The sequence below is a fragment of the Pseudomonas sp. 1912-s genome, from assembly GCF_029269205.1.
GTDB lineage: Bacteria > Pseudomonadota > Gammaproteobacteria > Pseudomonadales > Pseudomonadaceae > Aquipseudomonas.
The window spans coordinates 1-19969 of sequence record NZ_JARIXR010000028.1 but is presented as its reverse complement, the minus strand read 5'-3'; the positions used below and the strand labels follow the sequence as shown (position 1 = coordinate 19969).

General features: G+C 61.8%; 26 protein-coding genes. 20 read left to right on the top strand and 6 right to left on the bottom strand.

What is annotated here, in order from left to right; translation table 11 throughout:
• Positions 1 to 104: 104 nt before the first annotated feature.
• The gene (locus P3C29_RS26780) at positions 105 to 455 is read right to left on the bottom strand and encodes a hypothetical protein (RefSeq protein ID WP_010171399.1); all 351 of its coding nucleotides are present in this window, start codon (positions 453 to 455) and stop codon (positions 105 to 107) included.
• Positions 456 to 668: 213 nt separating this feature from the next.
• Here P3C29_RS26780 and P3C29_RS26775 point away from each other — a divergent pair, with 213 nt between their 5' ends.
• From P3C29_RS26775 to ada, 5 genes are all read left to right on the top strand, one after another.
• Positions 669 to 971 (top strand): DUF1883 domain-containing protein, encoded by a 303-nt coding sequence (locus tag P3C29_RS26775; RefSeq protein WP_003212586.1) that lies wholly within the window; start codon positions 669 to 671, stop codon positions 969 to 971.
• Between the two features lie 11 nt (positions 972 to 982).
• Complete coding sequence (locus P3C29_RS26770) at positions 983 to 1147, top strand: hypothetical protein (protein ID WP_169385834.1); 165 nt, start codon at positions 983 to 985, stop codon at positions 1145 to 1147.
• Positions 1148 to 1229: 82 nt separating this feature from the next.
• On the top strand, positions 1230 to 1946 hold the full coding sequence (locus P3C29_RS26765) for a 2OG-Fe(II) oxygenase (RefSeq protein WP_201124295.1): 717 nt from the start codon (positions 1230 to 1232) through the stop codon (positions 1944 to 1946).
• Positions 1936 to 2616: a DNA oxidative demethylase AlkB gene (gene alkB / locus P3C29_RS26760; RefSeq protein ID WP_275965862.1), complete on the top strand. Its 681-nt coding sequence runs from the start codon at positions 1936 to 1938 to the stop codon at positions 2614 to 2616. Before P3C29_RS26765 ends, alkB begins: the two co-directional genes overlap by 11 nt.
• A 76-nt stretch (positions 2617 to 2692) precedes the next feature.
• Positions 2693 to 3757, top strand: coding sequence for a bifunctional DNA-binding transcriptional regulator/O6-methylguanine-DNA methyltransferase Ada (ada, locus tag P3C29_RS26755; protein WP_275965861.1), 1065 nt, complete (start codon positions 2693 to 2695; stop codon positions 3755 to 3757).
• Between the two features lie 6 nt (positions 3758 to 3763).
• Here ada and P3C29_RS26750 read toward each other — a convergent pair whose 3' ends face one another.
• Positions 3764 to 4348: an ABATE domain-containing protein gene (locus P3C29_RS26750; protein ID WP_275965860.1), complete on the bottom strand. Its 585-nt coding sequence runs from the start codon at positions 4346 to 4348 to the stop codon at positions 3764 to 3766.
• A gap of 175 nt (positions 4349 to 4523) precedes the next feature.
• Between P3C29_RS26750 and P3C29_RS26745 the strand changes: the two genes are divergently transcribed.
• The 8 genes from P3C29_RS26745 to P3C29_RS26710 all read left to right on the top strand — a co-directional run bounded on the left by P3C29_RS26745 (position 4524) and on the right by P3C29_RS26710 (position 12888).
• Positions 4524 to 5402 carry an alpha/beta hydrolase gene (locus P3C29_RS26745; RefSeq protein ID WP_275965859.1) on the top strand — a complete coding sequence of 293 codons (879 nt, stop codon included), beginning with the start codon at positions 4524 to 4526 and terminating at the stop codon, positions 5400 to 5402.
• Positions 5403 to 5512: 110 nt separating this feature from the next.
• Positions 5513 to 6577, top strand: coding sequence for a nitronate monooxygenase (locus tag P3C29_RS26740; RefSeq protein WP_010171415.1), 1065 nt, complete (start codon positions 5513 to 5515; stop codon positions 6575 to 6577).
• A 119-nt stretch (positions 6578 to 6696) separates the two neighbouring features.
• Positions 6697 to 7464 carry a molybdate ABC transporter substrate-binding protein gene (gene modA / locus P3C29_RS26735; protein ID WP_201124300.1) on the top strand — a complete coding sequence of 256 codons (768 nt, stop codon included), beginning with the start codon at positions 6697 to 6699 and terminating at the stop codon, positions 7462 to 7464.
• Complete coding sequence (gene modB, locus P3C29_RS26730) at positions 7465 to 8145, top strand: molybdate ABC transporter permease subunit (RefSeq protein WP_275965858.1); 681 nt, start codon at positions 7465 to 7467, stop codon at positions 8143 to 8145.
• Positions 8145 to 9230, top strand: a complete 1086-nt coding sequence (modC, locus tag P3C29_RS26725) for a molybdenum ABC transporter ATP-binding protein (RefSeq protein WP_275965857.1) — start codon at positions 8145 to 8147, stop codon at positions 9228 to 9230. The genes modB and modC overlap by 1 nt, the downstream gene beginning before the upstream one ends.
• A gap of 63 nt (positions 9231 to 9293) precedes the next feature.
• Positions 9294 to 10322, top strand: a complete 1029-nt coding sequence (locus P3C29_RS26720) for a DNA topoisomerase IB (RefSeq protein ID WP_169388616.1) — start codon at positions 9294 to 9296, stop codon at positions 10320 to 10322.
• 144 nt (positions 10323 to 10466) lie between these two features.
• Positions 10467 to 12101, top strand: coding sequence for an ABC-F family ATP-binding cassette domain-containing protein (locus P3C29_RS26715; protein WP_275965856.1), 1635 nt, complete (start codon positions 10467 to 10469; stop codon positions 12099 to 12101).
• An 82-nt stretch (positions 12102 to 12183) separates the two neighbouring features.
• Positions 12184 to 12888: a YoaK family protein gene (locus P3C29_RS26710; RefSeq protein WP_275965855.1), complete on the top strand. Its 705-nt coding sequence runs from the start codon at positions 12184 to 12186 to the stop codon at positions 12886 to 12888.
• 141 nt (positions 12889 to 13029) lie between these two features.
• On the opposite strand, the gene P3C29_RS26705 is transcribed toward P3C29_RS26710, so the two are convergent.
• Complete coding sequence (locus tag P3C29_RS26705; protein ID WP_275965854.1) at positions 13030 to 13383, bottom strand: hypothetical protein; 354 nt, start codon at positions 13381 to 13383, stop codon at positions 13030 to 13032.
• A gap of 109 nt (positions 13384 to 13492) precedes the next feature.
• On the opposite strand from P3C29_RS26705, the gene P3C29_RS26700 reads away from it, so the two are divergent.
• Positions 13493 to 13753 carry a hypothetical protein gene (locus tag P3C29_RS26700; protein WP_010171431.1) on the top strand — a complete coding sequence of 87 codons (261 nt, stop codon included), beginning with the start codon at positions 13493 to 13495 and terminating at the stop codon, positions 13751 to 13753.
• Positions 13754 to 13876: 123 nt separating this feature from the next.
• Here P3C29_RS26700 and P3C29_RS26695 read toward each other — a convergent pair whose 3' ends face one another.
• From P3C29_RS26695 to P3C29_RS26685, 3 genes are all read right to left on the bottom strand, one after another.
• Positions 13877 to 14188, bottom strand: a complete 312-nt coding sequence (locus P3C29_RS26695; RefSeq protein WP_010171433.1) for an AzlD domain-containing protein — start codon at positions 14186 to 14188, stop codon at positions 13877 to 13879.
• The gene (locus tag P3C29_RS26690) at positions 14185 to 14880 is read right to left on the bottom strand and encodes an AzlC family ABC transporter permease (RefSeq protein ID WP_275965853.1); all 696 of its coding nucleotides are present in this window, start codon (positions 14878 to 14880) and stop codon (positions 14185 to 14187) included. The genes P3C29_RS26695 and P3C29_RS26690 overlap by 4 nt, the downstream gene beginning before the upstream one ends.
• 72 nt (positions 14881 to 14952) lie before the next feature.
• Positions 14953 to 15168, bottom strand: coding sequence for a hypothetical protein (locus tag P3C29_RS26685; RefSeq protein WP_003212603.1), 216 nt, complete (start codon positions 15166 to 15168; stop codon positions 14953 to 14955).
• Between the two features lie 177 nt (positions 15169 to 15345).
• On the opposite strand from P3C29_RS26685, the gene P3C29_RS26680 reads away from it, so the two are divergent.
• The 6 genes from P3C29_RS26680 (at position 15346) to P3C29_RS26655 (ending at position 19710) form a co-directional block, all read left to right on the top strand.
• Positions 15346 to 15702, top strand: a complete 357-nt coding sequence (locus P3C29_RS26680; protein ID WP_010171437.1) for a metalloregulator ArsR/SmtB family transcription factor — start codon at positions 15346 to 15348, stop codon at positions 15700 to 15702.
• Between the two features lie 18 nt (positions 15703 to 15720).
• Positions 15721 to 17004, top strand: a complete 1284-nt coding sequence (locus P3C29_RS26675; protein WP_010171439.1) for an arsenic transporter — start codon at positions 15721 to 15723, stop codon at positions 17002 to 17004.
• Between the two features lie 13 nt (positions 17005 to 17017).
• Positions 17018 to 17488, top strand: coding sequence for an arsenate reductase ArsC (locus tag P3C29_RS26670; protein ID WP_275965852.1), 471 nt, complete (start codon positions 17018 to 17020; stop codon positions 17486 to 17488).
• 12 nt (positions 17489 to 17500) lie between these two features.
• A complete protein-coding gene (arsH, locus tag P3C29_RS26665; protein ID WP_010171444.1) occupies positions 17501 to 18181 on the top strand; it encodes an arsenical resistance protein ArsH in 681 nt (226 codons plus the stop codon).
• Between the two features lie 51 nt (positions 18182 to 18232).
• On the top strand, positions 18233 to 19024 hold the full coding sequence (locus P3C29_RS26660) for an AraC family transcriptional regulator (protein ID WP_010171447.1): 792 nt from the start codon (positions 18233 to 18235) through the stop codon (positions 19022 to 19024).
• Between the two features lie 74 nt (positions 19025 to 19098).
• The gene (locus tag P3C29_RS26655) at positions 19099 to 19710 is read left to right on the top strand and encodes a LysE family transporter (RefSeq protein ID WP_275965851.1); all 612 of its coding nucleotides are present in this window, start codon (positions 19099 to 19101) and stop codon (positions 19708 to 19710) included.
• The last annotated feature ends 259 nt before the right edge of the window (positions 19711 to 19969 follow it).

Sequence of the window (19969 nt, the reverse complement as noted above, 5' to 3'; positions counted from 1 at the left end):
CCTACAGAAAAGGACCACACACAAAAAAACATGCACAAAAAACCCGACACTGCGCTGGCAGGTCGGGCTTCCTGATCGGATTCGAAAGTGGGTGGCCTACCGGATTAACCGGAAATGCATGCCTCGCCGGCGGCCTTCACGTCACCCGGGCGAATCGGCACATTGGACATGCTCTCGTAGAGCTTGATGCTGCTGCCGCTGGAGCGCTCTTCAATTTCAAAGATAGCCGACGGATCAGCAGAGAACTTCTGCGGCACAATCACTTGAACACCCTCCTTGTGGGGCTCGATCTGGGACGGCCTGCGGGTTTTGGACAATTTCTGAACCACACACGCCGCGTATTCCTGCGGCTTTTTGCCAGAGATCACTGCCAGCGTCGGTGGGGTCTGCTTGATATCCGCCACCGAAGCACATCCACCCAACGCCAGGGCCAGAACCAACACACTCCACTTCATATAAAAAACCTCCGATAAAGACCCTACGACAGCGAGGAAGGTATTTTTCTCCCGCCCACGTTGGATTTATCCCTGATAACTCGGTAAATAACTGTTTTAAATTGTCGAAGTCGTCGACGACGGTCCGATAATAAACGTGCTGGGGCTGATAAACTCCATCTTAACCTACGTATCGTTCTGATTTTTCAGAAAAAGCCCTTCTGGAGACACCCCATGAAATTCATCCACCAGCGCGAACACCTTAATGAAGGAGATATTGTCGTCATTGAATGCTCGCAAACCTGCAACATCCGCCTGATGAGCGACGCGAACTTTCGCAGCTTCAAGAACGGTGGCCGCCATACCTACCACGGCGGCGCATTTGACAAGTTCCCGGCAAAAATCACCGCGCCGAGCACCGGGTTCTGGAACATTACCCTGGACGTCGTGACCCGCCGTGCCATCAGCGTGACCAAGAAGCCGACCTTGTCCCACAAGATCCGCATCGTGCGCCGCACCAATTCGAAACTGAGCTGACAGGAATGCCCGTGACTACCACCAAATATGTGATCAAGTACAAACTCAACGGTGAGCGCCGCTTCGAGTTCGCCCAATTGCAGGCCGGCAGCCTCGAAGAAGCCAAGGAAGCCCTGGCGAAAATCCACGACGCCAGCGATGAAATCACCGATATCAATGTGAGCAAGGCCCTGTAATTCGAGCGCAAGCATCGGAGTGTCACGCCGCTGACGACTTCCTAGACTGGCAGCCTTTACCCGCTGCCACAGGAACTCGTCGATGCCTCCTACTCCACTGCAAGAACGCCTGGCCAACCTGAACTGGGACGCGATCGAGCGAGACCTCGATCAACAGGGCAATGCGCTGATCCCGGGCCTGCTGGAGCACTGTGAATGCGCAGCACTCAGCAGCCATTATCCCCGACAGGACCTGTTTCGCTCCCACGTGCTGATGGCCAGGCACGGCTTTGGCCGTGGCGAGTACAAGTACTTCCGCTACCCGTTGCCCTCGCCGATCAGCGAGCTGCGTGAACAGCTGTATGGGTACCTGGCGCCCCAGGCTAATCGCTGGAACGAGCGGATGAACCTGCCGATCACCTACCCGGCGCACCATGCCGACTTCATCGCCCGCTGCCACGCCGCCGGGCAGCAACGCCCTACGCCGTTATTGCTGCAATATGGCCCCGGTGACTACAACTGCCTGCACCAGGATCTGTACGGCGAACATGTATTCCCCTTACAAGTGGCCATCTTGTTGTCGCAGCCGGGAGAGGATTTCCGTGGCGGCGAACTGGTACTGACCGAACAGCGGCCAAGAATGCAATCCCGTGCCCATGTCGTACCCCTGAACAAGGGCGACGCGGTGGTCTTCGCGGTCAATCAGCGACCCGTGCCCAGTGCGAGGGGCTTTCATCGGGTCACCTTGCGCCATGGGGTCAGTGTTCTGCACAGTGGCAGGCGCCATACCTTGGGAGTGATTTTTCACGATGCGCAGTAAGAGCAATCCCGGCCCCACCCTCGATCTGTTTGCCGACGAGGCCTTGCGGCAACCCGCGGGGCGCGAGCAAATAGGCGAGCAGTCCTGCGTGCTCAAGGGCTATGCCCTGCCCTGGGTCGAGCGTTTGCTGCCGGAACTGCGGCGCATATTGGCCCAGTCGCCGTTCCGGCAAATGGTCACGCCGGGCGGCTTTACCATGTCGGCGGCGTTGAGCAGTTGTGGGGAGTTGGGCTGGACAACCGATCCCACGGGCTATCGCTACTCCGCGGTTGACCCCAACAGCGGACAACCCTGGCCAGCACTGCCCGAGGCACTGCGCCAACTGGCGACCATGGCGGCAGCAGACGCGGGTTTCGCTGATTTCCAGCCGGATGCCTGCCTGATCAACCGCTACGTGCCGGGGGCCAAAATGTCCCTGCATCAGGACAAGAACGAGCGCAACTACGCAGCCCCGGTGGTATCGGTGTCCCTGGGTTTGCCGGCGATCTTTCTGTTCGGCGGCCATGTACGGAGCGACAAGCCACAAAAGGTCTCGCTGTTCCATGGCGATGTGGTGGTGTGGGGCGGCGTGGATCGCCTGCGCTTTCACGGCGTGATGCCGATCAAGCCAGGCACTCATCCGGTGATGGGGCCGCAGCGTATCAACCTGACATTTCGAACCGCCGGATGAATTTGACCGCAAGCATCGGAGTGATGGGAATGCCGCACGGGACTAACCTGGCATTCCTCAAACAGGAGTCACCACCATGACCGCGCGCCACGCCACCGAACAAGACCCGCGCTGGGCCGCCATCGTCGCCCGCGACGCCAAGGCTGACTTGACCTTCGTCTACGGTGTGAAAACCACCGGCGTGTACTGCCGCCCCAGCAGCTCCGCACGGCGGCCGCGCCCGGAGAATGTCGAATTCTTCGACACCCCGCAACAGGCCGAAGCCGCGGGCTACCGCCCCAACAAACGCTATTCGGGCGACCAGACCCAAGTCGCCGCACGCCATGCGCAACTGGTGGCAAGCGCCTGCCGACACATCGAGCAAGCCGAAACCTTGCCGTCCCTTGAAGCCTTGGCCGCCCTCGCCGGCTTGAGCCCATTCCATTTTCATCGGGTGTTCAAAGCGGTGACCGGCCTGACGCCCAAGCGCTACGCCAGCGCCCATCGCTCGCGCAAGGTGCGTGACGGGCTCAAGGACCAACACTCGGTCACCGACGCGCTGTACGACGCGGGCTTCAATTCCAACAGCCGCTTTTACGAAGCTGCCGACCAATTGCTCGGCATGAAGCCTGGCGACTACAAAGCCGGAGGCACCAACACAGACATCCGTTTTGCCGTCGGCGAATGCTCATTGGGCGCGATCCTGGTGGCGCAGAGCAATCGCGGCGTATGCGCGATCCTGCTGGGGGATGACCCGGACAAACTGGTGCGCGACCTTCAGGACCAGTTTCCCCGTGCCAATCTATTGGGCGCCGATCACGACTTCGAACAATTGATCGCCCAGGTGGTGGGCTTCATCGAAGCGCCGGCCCTGGGCCTGGATTTGCCCCTGGATTTGCGTGGCACCGCGTTTCAGGAACGGGTTTGGCAGGCCTTGCGGGAAATCCCGGTGGGTTGCACCGCCAGCTACGCCGAGATCGCCCAGCGCATCGGCGCCCCAACTGCCTACCGCGCCGTGGCTCAAGCGTGTGGCGCCAACAGCCTGGCCGTGGCGATTCCCTGCCACCGCGTTGTGCGCGCCGACGGTAACCTGTCGGGCTATCGCTGGGGCGTTGAACGCAAACGCCAACTGCTGGAGCGCGAAAGCCCGGCAGAATCCTGAAGACGGTTACTGGAGTTTACGTTTGCGAAACTCCGCCACCTTATGCCGGTTGCCACACAGCGCCATGCTGCACCAGCGGCGCTTGTGCCCCTTGGTACGGTCGTAAAACCACAGCACGCACTCGGGATGCTCACAGGTGCGGATCAACCCGAAATCCCCTTCCACCAGCAACGTCGCAGCGGCTTCGGCAATGGGTGCCAGGAACTGCTCGGCGGTTTGCTGTTTGCGCTGTCGCTCCAGGCGCAACTCGCCAGGTGCCGGCCAAGCCAGCTGCGGGTGACTGACCGCCTTGCGCAAAAATGCATTGAGTGCGCCAGGGTCGCCCTGCTCGCCGGCCTTGCGCTGTTCGAGCAACTGCCGGATCACCTCCCGCAAGCCCCGCGCCGCGCCCAGCAGCGCGCCCTCCTCGAACACCGGCACCGTGCCCTCATCGCACCAGCCCAGCCGCACCAGCCAGCGCTCGACATCGCCATCGCCTTGCCAGAACTCAAATGGCACGCCGTCGACATTCGCCCGGGTATTGAGCATGTCCAGCACCGGATGATCGGCCAGAACATAGGGTTCCAACGGGGGTGGGGTGATGGCGGTCATGGCGAGTCCTCTTCAAGTCCGGGTCATCGTAACCGCTGATTGGGCTTTTGGATAGTTACCAAGCTCACATAAAAGTAACCCTATAAATTAATTTGACAGGTTACTGTTTCGGGTGCAGCCTAAAAACAAGTAACCCGACAAACAACCTTATCCAGTTACAAAGAGGACTCCGATCATGTCGATTTCAACCCCAGTGGTTCGCTACCAGCACGTTGATGCCGATGGCGTGCGCATCTTCTACCGCGAAGCCGGCGACCCGTCCGCCCCCGTGCTGTTGCTGCTGCATGGTTTCCCCAGTTCGTCCCATATGTACCGCGACCTGATCCCGCTGCTTGCCACCCGCTACCGGGTCATCGCGCCAGACCTGCCTGGTTTCGGCTTCACCGAAGTCCCCGCCGAACGCAATTACCACTACAGTTTCGACAACCTGGCGCTCACCGTCGGCCATTTCGTCGACGCCCTGCAGCTCAGCCGCTATGCCCTTTATGTGTTCGACTACGGTGCGCCGGTGGGCCTGCGCCTGGCGGTGGCGCACCCGGAACGGGTCAGCGCGCTGGTGTCGCAAAACGGCAACGCGTACCTGGAAGGCTTGGGTGACGCCTGGGCGCCTATCCGTACCTATTGGGCCGAACCCAGCCAGGCCAATCGCGAGGTGATTCGCAATGCCGTCATCAGCCTGGAAGGCACGCGCTATCAGTACCTGCATGGCGTCCCGCAACCGGAGTTGGTCGCACCGGAGTCCTACATGCTCGACGTGCTTTTGATGCAGCGCCCCGGCAATGACGAGATCCAGCTGGACCTGTTCCTCGACTACCGCAACAACCTGACGCTGTACCCGGCGTTCCAGGCGTTTTTCAAGGCCACGCAAGTGCCGACGCTGGTGATCTGGGGCCAGAACGATCCGTTCTTCATCCCGCCGGGCGCCCATGCCTACAGCCGCGACAACGCCAACGCGGTGGTGGAATTACTCGACACCGGCCACTTCGCCCTGGAAACCCACGCCGCGCATATTGCCCAGCGGATTCATGTGGTATTGGGCCACGCCATCGACTGATGGCCGCGCACGAAACACCGGATTCGTCCAGTGAATAATACAGACTGGCCTGGTGCTGCCTGGCCCTGCTAAAACGACGGAACAGCATTCCACCGTTGGAGAAGCGTCCCATGAGCACCTGGCCAGACACCCGAATTCTTGACCTGCTGGGCATTGAGTTACCGATCATCCAGGGGCCCATGGCCAATGCCACCAGCACGGCGATGGTGATTGCCGTCAACCAGGCCGGCGCTCTCGGCTCGATGCCCGCCGCAGCACTGAGCATCGAGCAATTACGCGAAGCGATCTCTGTTATCCGCCAGGCCAGTTCGCGGCCACTCAACGTCAATTTCTTCTGCCATCAGCCACCGGCGCCGGATGCTGACCGCGACCTTCAGTGGAAGAACCTGCTGGAAACCTACTACCGCGAACTGGGCGCCGACTTTGACGCGCCTACGCCCGTCTCCAACCGTGCACCGTTCAACAATGCCGCGTGTGAAGTGGTGGAAGAGTTCCGTCCGGAAGTCGTGAGTTTTCACTTCGGCCTGCCGGAAAAATCCCTGCTGGACCGGGTCAAGGCCACCGGCGCGAAAGTACTGTCGTCGGCCACCACCGTTGAAGAAGCCATCTGGCTGGAGCAGCACGGCTGCGACGCAATCATTGCCATGGGCGCCGAAGCCGGCGGCCATCGCGGGATGTTCCTCAGCGACGACCTCAATACCCAGATTGGCACCATGGCCCTGGTGCCACAGATCGTCGACGCGGTGAGCGTGCCGGTGATCGCAGCCGGCGGCATCGGTGATGCACGGGGCATTGTCGCCGCCTTTGCCCTCGGCGCCTCGGCGGTGCAGATCGGCACGGCGTACCTGTTTACCCCTGAAGCAACGGTGTCGAAGTCACACCACCACGCCTTGCGCAACGCCCAGGCCAGTGAAACCGCGCTGACTAACCTGTTCACCGGGCGCCCGGCACGGGGCATCGTCAACCGGGTGATGCGTGAACTGGGCGCGATCAACCCGACGGCACCGGCGTTTCCGCTGTCCGGCGGTGCGTTGATGCCGCTCAAGGCCAAGGACGAAGCCGGCTTCAGTAACTTGTGGTCAGGCCAGGCACTGCGCCTGGGCAAAGACATCTCCACCTATGACCTGACACTGGAACTGGCCGCGCAAACCCTGGAAAAACTCGGCCGACGCTGAACCTGAACTCCCGGGACAACTTTGCACTGTACCGGCAGTGGCCAACCGCTATATATTCCCATACATAGCGGTCGCCTCCCTCTGCCTATAACAAGCCGCAAACCCCAAGGAGCTTCTTGATGATGATTCGCGCCTCACGCCTGGCCCCCACGGCCCTCGCTACCCTGATCGCTGCGTTTGCCTTCTCCTCGGCGCATGCCGATGAAGTACAGGTGGCCGTGGCTGCCAACTTCACCGCACCGATCCAGGCGATCGCCGCCGACTTTGAAAAAGACACCGGCCATAAACTGGTCGCGGCCTACGGCGCCACCGGCCAGTTCTACACCCAGATCAAAAACGGCGCGCCGTTTGAAGTGTTCCTCAGCGCCGACGACACTACCCCGCAGAAACTCGAAGCCGAAGGCGACACCGTCAAGGGTTCGCGCTTCACCTACGCAGTCGGCACCCTGGCGCTGTGGTCGGCCAAGGAAGGCTACGTGGATGCCAAAGGCGAAGTGCTGAAGAAGAATGAATTCAAGCACCTGTCCATCGCCAACCCGAAAGCCGCGCCGTATGGCCTGGCCGCCACCCAGGTACTGGCGAAGGAAGGCTTGACCGAGAAGGTCAAGGACAAGATCGTTGAAGGCCAGAACATCACCCAGGCCTATCAGTTCGTGTCCACCGGCAACGCCGAGCTGGGTTTTGTCGCGCTGTCGCAGATCTACAAGGACGGCAAAGTCACCAGCGGTTCGGCCTGGATCGTGCCCTCTTCGATGCATGACCCGATCAAGCAAGACGCGGTGATCCTCACCAAAGGCAAGGACAGTGCAGCCGCCAAGGCCCTGGTTGAATACCTCAAAGGTCCGAAAGCCGCCGCGGTGATCAAGTCCTACGGTTACGAGCTGTAAATGCCGCTGTCGAGTGCCGATTTTTCCGCGATCTGGCTGACCCTGAAGCTGGCGTCACTGACCACGGTCATCCTGCTGATCATCGGCACTCCGATCGCCCTGTGGCTGTCGCGCACCCGTTCGTGGTGGCGCGGCCCCATTGGCGCGGTGGTGGCCTTGCCGTTGGTGTTGCCACCCACGGTGATCGGCTTTTACCTGCTGTTGACCATGGGGCCCAACGGCTACTTCGGCCAGTTCACCCAATGGCTGGGCCTGGGCACCCTGACCTTTAGTTTTGCCGGGCTGGTGATTGGCTCAGTGATCTATTCCATGCCGTTCGTGGTGCAGCCGTTGCAAAACGCGTTCTCCGCCATCGGCACTCGCCCACTGGAAGTGGCCGCCACGTTGCGAGCCAACCCCTGGGACACTTTTTTCACAGTGATTCTGCCCCTGGCGCGCCCGGGGTTTATCACCGCGTCGATTCTCGGTTTTGCCCACACCGTCGGCGAGTTCGGCGTGGTGCTGATGATCGGCGGCAATATTCCGAACAAGACCCGGGTGGTCTCGGTGCAGATCTACGACCATGTCGAAGCCATGGAATACGCCCAGGCCCATTGGCTGGCCGGGTCCATKGTGGTGTTTTCTTTCCTGGTGTTGCTGGCGCTCTACTCCAGCCGTAAAACCAAAGCGGGCTGGAGCTGATGTCGATGATCGAGGTGCGCCTGCAACTGAAGTACTCCGGGTTTGCCCTGGACGTCGACCTGCAACTGCCAGGCCGCGGGGTGACGGCGTTGTACGGCCACTCCGGTTCCGGCAAGACCACCTGCCTGCGCTGCATCGCCGGGCTGGAGCGGGCCGAAGAAGGCTTCGTGCAAATCAACGACGAAGTCTGGCAAGACAGCCGTAAAGGCCTGTTCGTGCCACCGCACAAGCGCGCCCTGGGCTACGTGTTTCAGGAAGCCAGCCTGTTCCCGCATTTGTCGGTGCTGGCCAACCTGGAATTCGGGCTCAAGCGCATCCCGCGCCAACAACGGCGCGTGGAGATGAGCCACGCCACCGAACTGTTGGGCATCGGCCACCTGCTGGACCGCCATCCGCAGCACCTTTCCGGCGGCGAACGCCAGCGCATCGGCATCGCCCGCGCGCTGCTCACCAGCCCGAGCCTGCTGCTGATGGACGAACCCTTGGCGGCGCTGGACAGCAAACGCAAAAGCGAAATCCTGCCGTACCTCGAACGCCTGCACGATGAGCTTGAGATTCCGGTGCTGTACGTCAGTCATGCCCAGGACGAAGTGGCGCGCCTGGCCGATCACATCGTGTTGCTCAGCGACGGCAAGGCCCTGGCCAGCGGCCCCATTGGCGAAACCCTGGCCCGGCTGGACCTGCCCATGGCCCTGGGTGACGATGCCGGTGTGGTGATCAATGGGACAGTCTGCGCCTACGACGAGCACTACCAGCTGCTGACCCTGCAACTGCCCGCCAGCCAATTGCAGATGCGCGTGGCCCATGCACCGCTGGCGCTGGGCAAACAGCTGCGCTTCAAGATCCAGGCCCGGGACGTCAGCCTGAGCCTGCAGGCCGAGGAACACAGCAGCATCCTCAATCGCCTGCCGGTGACCGTGACCCAGGAAATTCCTGCGGACAACGCAGCACACGTGCTGGTAAGCCTCGACGCGGGCGGTACACCGTTGCTGGCGCGTATTACCCGGTACTCCCGGGACCAGTTGCAACTGCATCCGGGCCAAACGTTGTGGGCGCAGATCAAGGCGGTGGCGGTACTCGCCTGAATCCATTGGCACGACCGCAAAAACCTGCGGTCAATCAGAAATACCTGCCAAGGAATTTGCGCCATGCCCGATCCCGCGTTGCTTGCCGACCTGCCCCGCGACCTGCATTACGTCGACGACACCCAGCCCGGCATTTCCCGGAAAAAGCTGCGGGGCAAATTCCAGTACTTCAAGGCCGATGGCACACGCATCAGTGACGCCGACGAAATCAAGCGCATCAACGCACTCGCGGTGCCGCCGGCCTACACCGATGTGTGGATCTGCGCCGACCCGCGCGGCCATCTGCAAGCCACCGGGCGCGATGCCCGAGGGCGCAAGCAATACCGCTATCACCCGCGCTGGCGCGAAGTGCGCGACACCGACAAATACTCCCGGCTGCAACAGTTCGGCAGCGCCCTGCCCAAGTTGCGCAAGCAGTTGGAGGCGCAGATCGCCGCGCCCGGCTTCAACCGTGAGAAGGTGTTGGCCACGGTGGTGCTGTTGCTCGATGCCACGCTGATCCGCGTCGGCAACACCCAATACGCCCGGGACAACCGTTCCTACGGCCTGACCACCCTGCGCACGCGCCATGTGGACGTCAAGGGCAGCGAGATCCTGTTCCAGTTTCGCGGCAAGAGCGGCATCGAACACCAGATCACCGTCAAGGACCGGCGACTGGCCACGGTGATCAAACGCTGCCTGGAGCTGCCAGGGCAGAACCTGTTCCAGTACCTGGACGAGAACGGCGAGCGCCACACGGTCAGCTCCACCGACGTGAATGCCTACCTGCACACCCTTACCGGCGCGGACTTTACCGCCAAGGACTACCGCACCTGGGCCGGCAGCGCCCTGGCGCTGGCGGTGTTGCGCGAGCTTGAATGGCAGCCGGAATCCGATGCCAAAAAGCACGTGGTGGAAATGGTCAAAAACGTCGCCAAGCAGTTGGGCAATACCCCGGCGGTGTGCCGCAAGTGCTATATCCACCCGGCCGTGCTGGAGCATTTCAGCCTTGGCGAGCTGGCAAAGCTGCCCAAGCCACGGGTGCGCAAAGGCCTGAAAGCCGAGGAAGTGGGGCTGGCAATGTTTCTGGAGCAACTGGCCGAGCGCTTGTAGAACAAATCCAAACCGGGTTAACCTGCCCGTCCTTTCTGATCCCGGGATGACCGCTGACGTGAACCACTAAGCCTTCCAACATGTAAACGCAACGAGCCGCCTGGCGCGCTTGTTGGCTTGTGCCACATTGTTTTGGAGGTGCTGATGACTGACGTCAAACGGCTGCCTGTGCTTGTTTCCCTGCAACATGTGTATTTCCAGTTCGCCAATGGCGAAATCCTGCTGGACGACCTGAACCTGTCTTTCGATCGCACGCCCAGCGGGATTGTAGGGCGTAATGGCGCGGGCAAAAGCGTGCTCGCGCAATTGATTGCCGGCAGGCTGGCGCCGTCTTCCGGTACGCTTGAGACCTGCGCCCGGCTGGCCTATGTCCCACAGACCCTGAGCCTTTCTCCCGGGCAAACCGTCGCGCAAACCACCGGCACCGCCGACGTGCTGGCCGCCCTGGACCGGTTGGCCCGGGGCGAAGCGCACACCGACGACCTGGAACGGATCGATGAACGCTGGGACCTGGCCGAGCGGCTGCGCCGGGCGTTGGACGCCGCGGGACTGGCCGACGTGGGTTTCGAGGACCGTGCCGATCAGTTGAGTGGCGGCCAACTGGCCCGCCTGGCGGTGATCGGCGCCCTGCTGGCGAATCCCCAACTGCTGATTCTCGATGAACCCACCAATCACCTGGACAGCCAAGGCCGCGAATGGCTGCTGGGCATACTGGGCGAGTGGCGTGGCGGCTTGATCGTGGTCAGCCACGACCGGCAATTGCTCAACCGCATGCAGCGAATCATTGAGCTGTCGCCCTTGGGCACCCAGGTCTACGGCGGTAACTACGAGGCGTTTCAGGCTCAGCGTGAGACCGAACAACACGCCGCCCAGGCCACCCTCGAACATGCGCGCCTGGTGCGCAGCCGCGAACGCAAGCGCCTCAAGCAAAGCAACGATGACATCCAGCGCCATGCCGCCCGCTCCCGCAAGCACGCCGAAACCGCGAACGTGGACCGTTTCACCAAAGCGCGCTGGAAAGGCGCCGCCACCGAAATCGTCAGCACCGTGCGCAGTGCCCATCAGCAACACAAGGACGCGCTGGATGAGCGGGTGCGCAAAGCCTACGAACAGGTGGTGGATGAGACGCCCACTCTGCTGGCATTACCCGGCACGGCGGTGCCTTGCGGTCGGCAGGTGTTGACCCTGGAGCACACGCAACTGCCCTGGCTGGATCCGCAGCGGCCGACCACCTTCCTCAGTGCCCAGCTTATGGGTCCGATGCGGGTGGCCGTCCACGGGCCGAACGGTTGCGGCAAATCCACGTTGCTCAAATTGCTGGCGGGGCAGTTACGGCCGGTCAGCGGTGACTGCACGGTGCATGTACCGGCGGCCTACATTGATCAGCACCTGGCGCTGCTGGACGACCAGCGCTCGATCGTCGAACAGCTCAACCTGCTGGACACCCCGCTGGCCGAGGGTGAACTGCGCACACGCCTGGCCTTGCTGCAACTGGACGCCTTGCGCGTGACACAACCCGTGGCGCGGCTCAGCGGCGGCGAGCGACTGAAGGCCGCGATGGCAATTGCCCTGTGGCGCAAAACCCCGGTGCAACTGTTGCTGCTGGACGAACCGACCAACCATCTGGACATGCAATCGGTGATCGCCTTTGAGCAGGCATTGCAGGGGTTTACCGGGGCGATGGTTGCGGTGTCCCACGATGCCGAGTTTCTCGCCGCACTCCACCCCAGCCACACCCTGACATGGCAACCTGCGGGCTGGCGCCTGGAACCGGTGTGAAAGGCCTGCGCCAAGTCATTGCAGCCGAACGCAAAGCGCCCTACGGTAGTGGCCGGATAATCTCACCGAGGAACCCGACCCCATGCTGCCTTCATCCCTGAAGCCCTACACCAACGCCGCCCTGTTGCACCGCCACAAATGGCGCGGGCGTGTCGGGCTGATGCTGGTGGCCAGCCTTTCCGTACTGGCGGGGATGACCGACGCCATCGGCTTCATGGCCAGCGGGGATTTTGTCTCGTTCATGAGCGGCAACACCACGCGCCTCGCGGTGGCGATCAGCGAAGGCGACCTGGGACTCACCGGGCGCCTGACGCTGTTGGTGGCGACTTTTATCGCCGGTAACGCGCTGGGCGTGATGGTCAGCCGCATCAGCCGCCGCCATGCCCTGCCGCTGTTGCTGTGCATCGCCACCTTGCTGTGCGGGGCCGCGGCCTGGCCGTTCGAGGATCAGTTGCCGGCGTTGCTGGCGGCGATCATCGCCATGGGCATGCTTAACGCCGCCGTCGAAGAAGTGAATGGATTACCGGTAGGCCTGACCTACGTCACCGGGGCGCTGTCGCGATTCGGGCGCGGGCTGGGCCGCTGGATGCTCGGTGAACGGCGCAATGGCTGGCGCGTGCAACTGATCCCCTGGGCCGGGATGTTTGCCGGTGCGGTGATCGGCGCGGTGCTGGAGCATCACATTGGGATTCGTGCGCTGCTGGTCAGCGGTTTGCTGTCGGCGCTGCTGGGGCTGGTGTCGTTGAAGATTCCGCGGCGCTGGCACCTGGGGTATATGCCACGCTAGAAAAAGACTGCCCTCCCGGCGCTCCGGCCTCGACGTCCCTGTACCGGTAAAGAGCCGTCACGCCGGGTGAGCACGGGAATACTAAGACAATGCCCGCGGGGCTGTCCGCAGGGCATTTCTGAATTTTTCTAACGTAAGGGATTACAGGCAAGTCGCCAGTGCGGCGAGGCGACGCTTGGCCGGGTAGTCATCCTGGGCCGCATAATAGTTGATGGTGGCGCCAGCGCCCGCGCTGCGCACATCGACAAAGTAATCACCCGCCGTGGTGTAGATGGTGAAGCCGCCGGCCTGTGCGGGCTCCATAAAACCACCGGCGTCCAGGCCGAATACGGCTTCGTCCTGCCAGCCGAACTGGATGCACTGGGCAACCACCAGCGGCGCCTTGTCCGAGGCCAGGGTTTTGTAGGGCGTACCGGTACGCGCCTCTTTCATCTTAGAGCCCGCGCAACCGGCCAGCGATGCCAGTACCAATGCGCCAATGACCACCATCCGCATACCGTAGCTTCCTTGGAAAAAACGCGACTGTACCATTAGCAGGCGACACCGAATGATTATTGCGTCACCCTGCCGCCTACTTACGAACCCGCTTTTACCCGGAAACCCCATGACACCCAACGCCGAGCGCTACAACCCCTCCACCGACTACGCCGACAAGCTGATCAGCCGCATCGGCCAAACGCCTTCGTGGATCGCCAAACGCATCGGTGTGACCGACAAGCGCATCCGCTACATCCTCGACGGGATGCGCACCGTCAAGGGCGAGAGCACGCCGATCCAGATGACCTACACCGAGCAGTTTGCCCTGGAGTGCCTGGCGGCCGAGGCCAAGGCCAACAAGAAAGCCGCGGCCCCGGTTATCGAATAGCTGACAGATTCATGAACTTTGTTTCACTGTGAAGGGAGACCTTGCCGCCTATAGTCGGCAGGCTCATTTTTAAGAAGTCTCCCTTCTAGCTCGCCCTCCCGCGGGCTTTTTTTTGCCTGTTTTTCATAGCAGCCAGCGGAACAGATAGAACAGCGCCATGCTCAACAGCACGGTGATCAACACGCTGCGGGTCCAGAACATCAGCGCCACCGCGCTGATCCCGGCCAACAGGTAGGGGTTGCTCACGCTCAGGTTGAGTGTGTGGTCGGCGAGGAAAATGATCGGGCCGCAGATGGCGGTGAGCATTCCCGGTACGGCAAAGCCGAGAAATTCCCGCGCCCCGCGATTGAGGCGCACCGGCAGGCGCGGCTCGATAAACAGGTAGCGGTTGAGAAACACGATCAGGCCCATGCCAAAAATCATCACGAAGATCATTGTTGCCCCACTCCCAGCCGCTTGCAGGCAAACCCCGCGCTCATCCCCAATACACCGGACACCACCACCGCCGATTCCCAATGCAGGTAGCTCAGCCCTACCGAACACAGCAACGACACGGCGACACAAACGATGGTCGGCACGTCGCGCACCACCGGGGTGATCAGGGCGATAAAGGTTGCGGCGATCGAGAACTCCAGGCCCAGCTGATCCAGACCAGGAATGCTTTTGCCGAGCACGATGCCGGCGAAGGTAAACACGTTCCAGATGATATAGAACGTCAGGCCAACGCCCAGGGCGTACCAGCGGTTGAAAGTCTGGCGGTCATATTGGCTGATCAGGGCGAAGAATTCGTCGGTCAGCAGAAAGCCCAGGCTCATGCGCCACCGGGCCTTGAGCGGCGACAGCGTGGGACGCATGTGCATGCCGTAGAGCAAATGCTGGGAGGTCAGCAACAAGGTGGTCAGCAGGATCGAAATCAGGCTGGCACCGCTCTTGACCATGCCGATGGCCACCAGTTGCGCAGCACCGGCAAACACGATGGTCGACAGCCCCTGGGCTTCCAGCGGGGTGAATTGGGCGTCAATTGCAGTGGAACCGGCCAGCAATCCCCAGGGCGCGCAGGCCAGGGACAACGGAATGATCGCAATCGCGCCACGGGAAAAGGCGTTTAGAGGCAGAGCATCAGGCATACACAACGGGCTCATCGACAGTCAGTCGACAAGCATGCCAGCGGTGTCAGGGATTGTCTTGAACGATCGTGCTCACGCCAGCTTGACCGACACCCGCTCCACCGCATCCCGGGCTTCGCGCAGTTCATGGGCGTCCTGGTTGAGCCGGTGGATGGTATTGAGCAGGCGCTGGCGCAGCACTTCATCACTGAGTTTTTCGACGGCGCGCATCAGGTCAAAGGCCGCGGTTTCGTTATTGTCCGCGACGGAATCGAGGGTCTTGCGCAGGTTGCGAGTGGCACGGGTCACACGTTTTCTTCCTTCATCACCAATGGGCAGGCACTTTAGGACATTTGTGTTTCAGTTTAATTTCAACCACTTGTCGTCGATTGTCGGGCCGTTGACGTAGATCAATCGAAACAAGGTTTGACCAATACATATGGAAATACGTATATTCGTATTTCCATATGTATCAAGGCGTCTCACATGGCCGATCCCTTCTCCCCGCCCAACGTCTTCAAATGCCTGGCCGACGCCACCCGCGTCCGGCTGACGCTGTTGATTGTGCGCGAAGGCGAACTTTGCGTGTGCGAGTTGATCCATGCTCTGGACGACAGCCAGCCAAAAATCTCCCGCCACCTGGCGCAACTGCGCAGTTGCGGGTTGCTGCTGGACCGTCGCCAGGGCCAGTGGATTTATTACCGCCTCAATCCGGCATTGCCTGAGTGGGTGACGGCGGTGCTTGACACCACCCTGCAAGCCAACCAAGCCTGGTTAAAAACAGACGCCCAGCGTCTGGACACCATGGGCGACCGACCACAACGGGCCAGCGCCTGCTGCTGACCCTGCGGAGAGCTTTTCATGCTTGTTGCCGTTGCTATCTTTCTGTTCACCATCATCCTGGTCATCTGGCAGCCCAAGGGCCTGGGCGTAGGCTGGAGCGCCACGATGGGCGCGATCCTGGCCCTGGCGCTTGGCGTTATCAGCCTGGCGGATATTCCGGTGGTGTGGCACATCATCTGGAACGCCACCGGCACGTTCGTCGCACTGATCATCATCAGCCTGCTGCTGGACGAGGCCGGCTTTTTCGCCTGGGCCGCCTTGCATGTGGCGCGCTGGGGCCGTGGGCGCGGTCGGCGATTGTTCGCGTATATGGTACTGCTGGGTGCGCTGGTCTCGGCGTTGTTCGCCAATGACGGTGCGGCGCTGATCCTCACCCCCATCGTGATGTCGATGCTGCTGGCGTTGCGCTTTTCCCCGGCGGCGACCCTGGCGTTTGTCATGGGCGCCGGGTTTATCGCTGACACCGCGAGCCTGCCGCTGGTGGTGTCCAACCTGGTGAACATCGTCTCGGCCGACTATTTCAAGATTGGCTTCAACGAATACGCCGCCGTGATGGTGCCGGTAAACCTGGTGAGCGTTGCCGCGACCCTCGCGGTATTGCTGTGGTTTTTCCGACGCGATATTCCGCAAACCTACGATCCGGCAGACCTCGACGATCCCGCCAGTGCGATCCACGACCGCGCGACGTTCCTGGCCGGTTGGTGGGTGCTGGGCATTCTGCTGGTGGGCTGCTTTGCCCTGGAACCGCTGGGCATTCCCATCAGCGCCATCTCCGCCGCTTGCGCCACCTTGCTGCTGGTGATCGCCGCCAAGGGCCACAAGATTTCCACCCGCAAGGTGCTGAAGGAAGCGCCCTGGCAGATCGTGATTTTCTCCCTGGGCATGTACCTGGTGGTCTACGGCCTGCGCAACGCCGGGCTGACCGACTACCTCGCCACCTGGCTCGACACCTTCGCAGGTTACGGCGTATGGGGCGCAGCCCTGGGCACTGGCGTGCTGACCGCCCTGCTGTCTTCGGCGATGAACAACCTGCCGACCGTACTCATCGGTGCGCTGTCCATCGAGGCCAGCCATGCCGTGGGCGTGGTCAAGGACGCGATGATCTACGCCAACGTGATCGGCAGCGACCTCGGCCCCAAAATCACCCCCATCGGCAGCCTGGCCACCTTGCTCTGGCTGCATATCCTGGCGCGTAAAGGCATCACCATCACCTGGGGTTACTACTTCAAGGTCGGCATTGTGCTGACCCTGCCCGTGCTGTTGATCACCCTCGCCGCCCTCGCCCTGCGCCTGAGTTTCTGACGGAGTCCACTCAATGAAAGTCCTGTTCATGTGCACCGCCAACAGCTGCCGCAGCATTCTTTCGGAAGCGTTGTTCAATCACCTGGCGCCAGAAGGATTCCAGGCCATCAGTTCCGGCAGTTTTCCCAAGGGCCAGGTGCTGCCCCGCAGCCTGACCACCCTGAAGGCCGCCGGCATCAGCACCGAGGGTTTGTACAGCAAGGGCAACGACGCCTTTGAAGGCAACCCGCCGGACATCGTGATCACGGTGTGCGACAAGGCTGCCGGGGAAGCGTGCCCGGTGTATTTCGGCCCGGCGCTCAAGGCACACTGGGGGCTGGAAGATCCGTCAGATGTTCAAGGAGATGAAGCTGAGATCGACGCTGCGTTTCACGCCACCCTGGACATAATTGAACGCCGTTGCCGGGCCTTTTTCGAGATTCCGTTTGCCAGCCTGGATCCGGTCGAAATCAAGGCCGAACTCGATCGCATCGCGGCGCTGTAACCGGAGCAACTGATGAGTACCCTGCCCAACCTGAACCACGACCTGTCCAAGCCGCAGCAACTGGACCCACCGCCGCGTATTCTGTTGCTCTACGGCTCCACCCGCCCGCGCTCGTTCAGCCGCCTGCTGGTGGAAGAAGCCGCGCGCCTGTTGCAGCACTTTGGCGCCGAGACACGCATCTTCAACCCGTCGGGCTTGCCGCTGCCGGACGATGCGCCCAACGACCACCCCAAGGTCCAGGAACTGCTGCAACTGATGCAGTGGTCCGACGGCCAGGTCTGGTGTTCGCCGGAGCGTCACGGCTCGATGTCGGCGGTGTTCAAGGCACAGCTGGACTGGGTGCCATTGGCCCTCGGCGCGGTGCGTCCGACCCAGGGTAAAACCCTGGCAGTGATGCAGGTATCCGGCGGCTCGCAGTCGTTCAATACCGTCAACCAGTTGCGGGTGCTGGGACGCTGGATGCGCATGTTCACCATCCCCAACCAATCGTCGGTGCCCAAGGCCTATATGGAGTTCGACGACCAGGACCGCATGAAGCCGTCGGCACTGTATGACCGGGTGGTGGATGTGATGGAAGAGCTGGTGAAATTCACCCTGCTGCTGCGGGATCGCCCGGACCTGGTCGACCGCTATTCAGAGCGCAAGGAGAGCAGCGAAGCACTGTCGAAACGGGTCAATCAACGGTCGATCTGAAGCCCTTTTCCGGCGTATGCTCGCGGGCAACCGTCACTGCGAGCCACCTCAATGCGTTCCATGCAACACGCCTGGCTGGGCAACTACGAAGTCAGCAGCACCTCCTGCACCGGCTTGACGTTTGCCCGCCACAGCCACGATGAATGCGTGATCGGCGTCAACCTGCTCGGCGAGGAGCAGGTGTGGCTGGACCGCCGCACCTTCGAGGCGGGCCCCGGCAGCATCACCTTGTACAACCCGGGGCAAATTCAGGGCGGCGGCGCGGCCGAGGGGCAGCCGTGGCGCTTTGTCAGCCTGTATGCGACCGCTGACCAATTGGCGACCGACCTGGGCCTGGCGCACCTGGAGTTCGACCGTTCGCTGTGCTTCCAGCCGGAATTGGCGATGAAGCTGGCCGGGGCGATCGAAGGCTCGTTGAGTGCCGATCCAATGGCCCGCGAGCTGAGCGAAGAAGCCCTCGTGGTGCTGCTCGGCGAGGTGGTCAGTTGCAGCGGCGTGCGCCTGCCCGGTAGCACCGCAGCGGGTCGCGGGCTGGTGATCAAGGCCCAGGAGCTGCTCGCCGAAAACCTGCATCAGGCCGTTGCCCTCGACACCCTCGGTGATGAGCTGGGCCTGTCGAAATTCCATCTGCTGCGTGCCTTTCAGAAAGAAACCGGACTGAGTCCGCGCCAGTGGGCGATGCAACTGCGCACCCGGCGCGCCAAGGGCCTGCTGCGCTCGGGCGTTGCAGCGTCGCAGGTTGCACACGCCCTGGGGTTCGCCGACCAGAGCCATCTCAATCGGCATTTCCGGGCGGCTTACGGCATCACACCGGGGCGCTATCAAAGCGTACTCAAGGGCTGAAAAGCGCAATCTGGTTCAAGACGCCTCACCTGCCCTCGCGCAAAATGCCGGCCATCACTTGAAGGAAGGCAGGCATGTTGACGATCTTTTTTTCGGCGCTGGTATTTGGTTTTGTGTTTTGCCTTTCACCGGGGGCGGTGTTGGCGGAGACGCTGCGCCGTGGGCTGTTGCATGGGTTTACGCCGGCGCTGCTGGTGCAGATTGGATCGCTGGTGGGGGATGCCGTGTGGGCGGTGATTGGGCTGACGGGCATGGCGTTGTTGATCCAGCATGAGTCGGTGCGGGTGCCGCTGACGGCCGTTTGTGGGTTGTATCTGGCCTGGCTCGGGGTTCGCAGCCTGATGGACGCCTGGCGCTTGCCAGAGGCCGAAAGTGCACCGGCCGGGTCCGGGCAGAATGCGCTGGTGGTGGGGGCGGCTATTTCGTTGGCTAATCCGAAGAACATTGTTTATTGGGGGGCGCTGGGCAGTGCGTTGTCGGGGATAGTCGGGGCGACGCCGAGCCATGGGCAGACGTTGATGTTTTTTGCGGGGTTTATGGTGGCGTCGGTGCTTTCGTGCTTTCTGATTGCGGCACTCGTCAACCTGCTGCGCCAGAACGCGTCACCCCTATGGCAGCGTGTCAGTTATGGGGCGTGTGGGGGGGTGTTGCTGTATCTGGCGATTCTGGCTTTGCGTGCGATTTGAGGGAGGGGTTGGGCGGTGGGCATATCCGTTGCTGCGGTCACGGCCTCCTATGGTTTCGCTCTTACAGCGACTCACTTTGGAAAAGCCCCAAAGTAAGCAAAGGGCTCTGCCCCGCCTGTCGGCACCTCGCCTAGGCTCGGTGTTCCCTCACTCCGGCATTGCTCCGCGGGCCGCCGCGACGGGGCGTCCCTGCCCCGTCGCGGCTAAACCGGCGTCCTGCCGGTTTACCCGCTCCTCAATCCCTGCGTTCGGCCTCGGG

Bases quoted from the DNA above. Each gene is read 5' to 3' on its own strand.
- P3C29_RS26780 (WP_010171399.1), bottom strand. From the start codon at position 455: ATGAAGTGGAGTGTGTTGGTTCTGGCCCTGGCGTTGGGTGGATGTGCT.
- P3C29_RS26775 (WP_003212586.1), top strand. From the start codon at position 669: ATGAAATTCATCCACCAGCGCGAACACCTTAATGAAGGAGATATTGTC.
- P3C29_RS26765 (WP_201124295.1), top strand. From the start codon at position 1,230: ATGCCTCCTACTCCACTGCAAGAACGCCTGGCCAACCTGAACTGGGAC.
- alkB (WP_275965862.1), top strand. From the start codon at position 1,936: ATGCGCAGTAAGAGCAATCCCGGCCCCACCCTCGATCTGTTTGCCGAC.
- ada (WP_275965861.1), top strand. From the start codon at position 2,693: ATGACCGCGCGCCACGCCACCGAACAAGACCCGCGCTGGGCCGCCATC.
- P3C29_RS26750 (WP_275965860.1), bottom strand. From the start codon at position 4,348: ATGACCGCCATCACCCCACCCCCGTTGGAACCCTATGTTCTGGCCGAT.
- P3C29_RS26745 (WP_275965859.1), top strand. From the start codon at position 4,524: ATGTCGATTTCAACCCCAGTGGTTCGCTACCAGCACGTTGATGCCGAT.
- P3C29_RS26740 (WP_010171415.1), top strand. From the start codon at position 5,513: ATGAGCACCTGGCCAGACACCCGAATTCTTGACCTGCTGGGCATTGAG.
- modA (WP_201124300.1), top strand. From the start codon at position 6,697: ATGATGATTCGCGCCTCACGCCTGGCCCCCACGGCCCTCGCTACCCTG.
- modC (WP_275965857.1), top strand. From the start codon at position 8,145: ATGTCGATGATCGAGGTGCGCCTGCAACTGAAGTACTCCGGGTTTGCC.
- P3C29_RS26720 (WP_169388616.1), top strand. From the start codon at position 9,294: ATGCCCGATCCCGCGTTGCTTGCCGACCTGCCCCGCGACCTGCATTAC.
- P3C29_RS26715 (WP_275965856.1), top strand. From the start codon at position 10,467: ATGACTGACGTCAAACGGCTGCCTGTGCTTGTTTCCCTGCAACATGTG.
- P3C29_RS26710 (WP_275965855.1), top strand. From the start codon at position 12,184: ATGCTGCCTTCATCCCTGAAGCCCTACACCAACGCCGCCCTGTTGCAC.
- P3C29_RS26705 (WP_275965854.1), bottom strand. From the start codon at position 13,383: ATGCGGATGGTGGTCATTGGCGCATTGGTACTGGCATCGCTGGCCGGT.
- P3C29_RS26700 (WP_010171431.1), top strand. From the start codon at position 13,493: ATGACACCCAACGCCGAGCGCTACAACCCCTCCACCGACTACGCCGAC.
- P3C29_RS26695 (WP_010171433.1), bottom strand. From the start codon at position 14,188: ATGATCTTCGTGATGATTTTTGGCATGGGCCTGATCGTGTTTCTCAAC.
- P3C29_RS26690 (WP_275965853.1), bottom strand. From the start codon at position 14,880: ATGCCTGATGCTCTGCCTCTAAACGCCTTTTCCCGTGGCGCGATTGCG.
- P3C29_RS26680 (WP_010171437.1), top strand. From the start codon at position 15,346: ATGGCCGATCCCTTCTCCCCGCCCAACGTCTTCAAATGCCTGGCCGAC.
- P3C29_RS26675 (WP_010171439.1), top strand. From the start codon at position 15,721: ATGCTTGTTGCCGTTGCTATCTTTCTGTTCACCATCATCCTGGTCATC.
- P3C29_RS26670 (WP_275965852.1), top strand. From the start codon at position 17,018: ATGAAAGTCCTGTTCATGTGCACCGCCAACAGCTGCCGCAGCATTCTT.
- arsH (WP_010171444.1), top strand. From the start codon at position 17,501: ATGAGTACCCTGCCCAACCTGAACCACGACCTGTCCAAGCCGCAGCAA.
- P3C29_RS26660 (WP_010171447.1), top strand. From the start codon at position 18,233: ATGCGTTCCATGCAACACGCCTGGCTGGGCAACTACGAAGTCAGCAGC.
- P3C29_RS26655 (WP_275965851.1), top strand. From the start codon at position 19,099: ATGTTGACGATCTTTTTTTCGGCGCTGGTATTTGGTTTTGTGTTTTGC.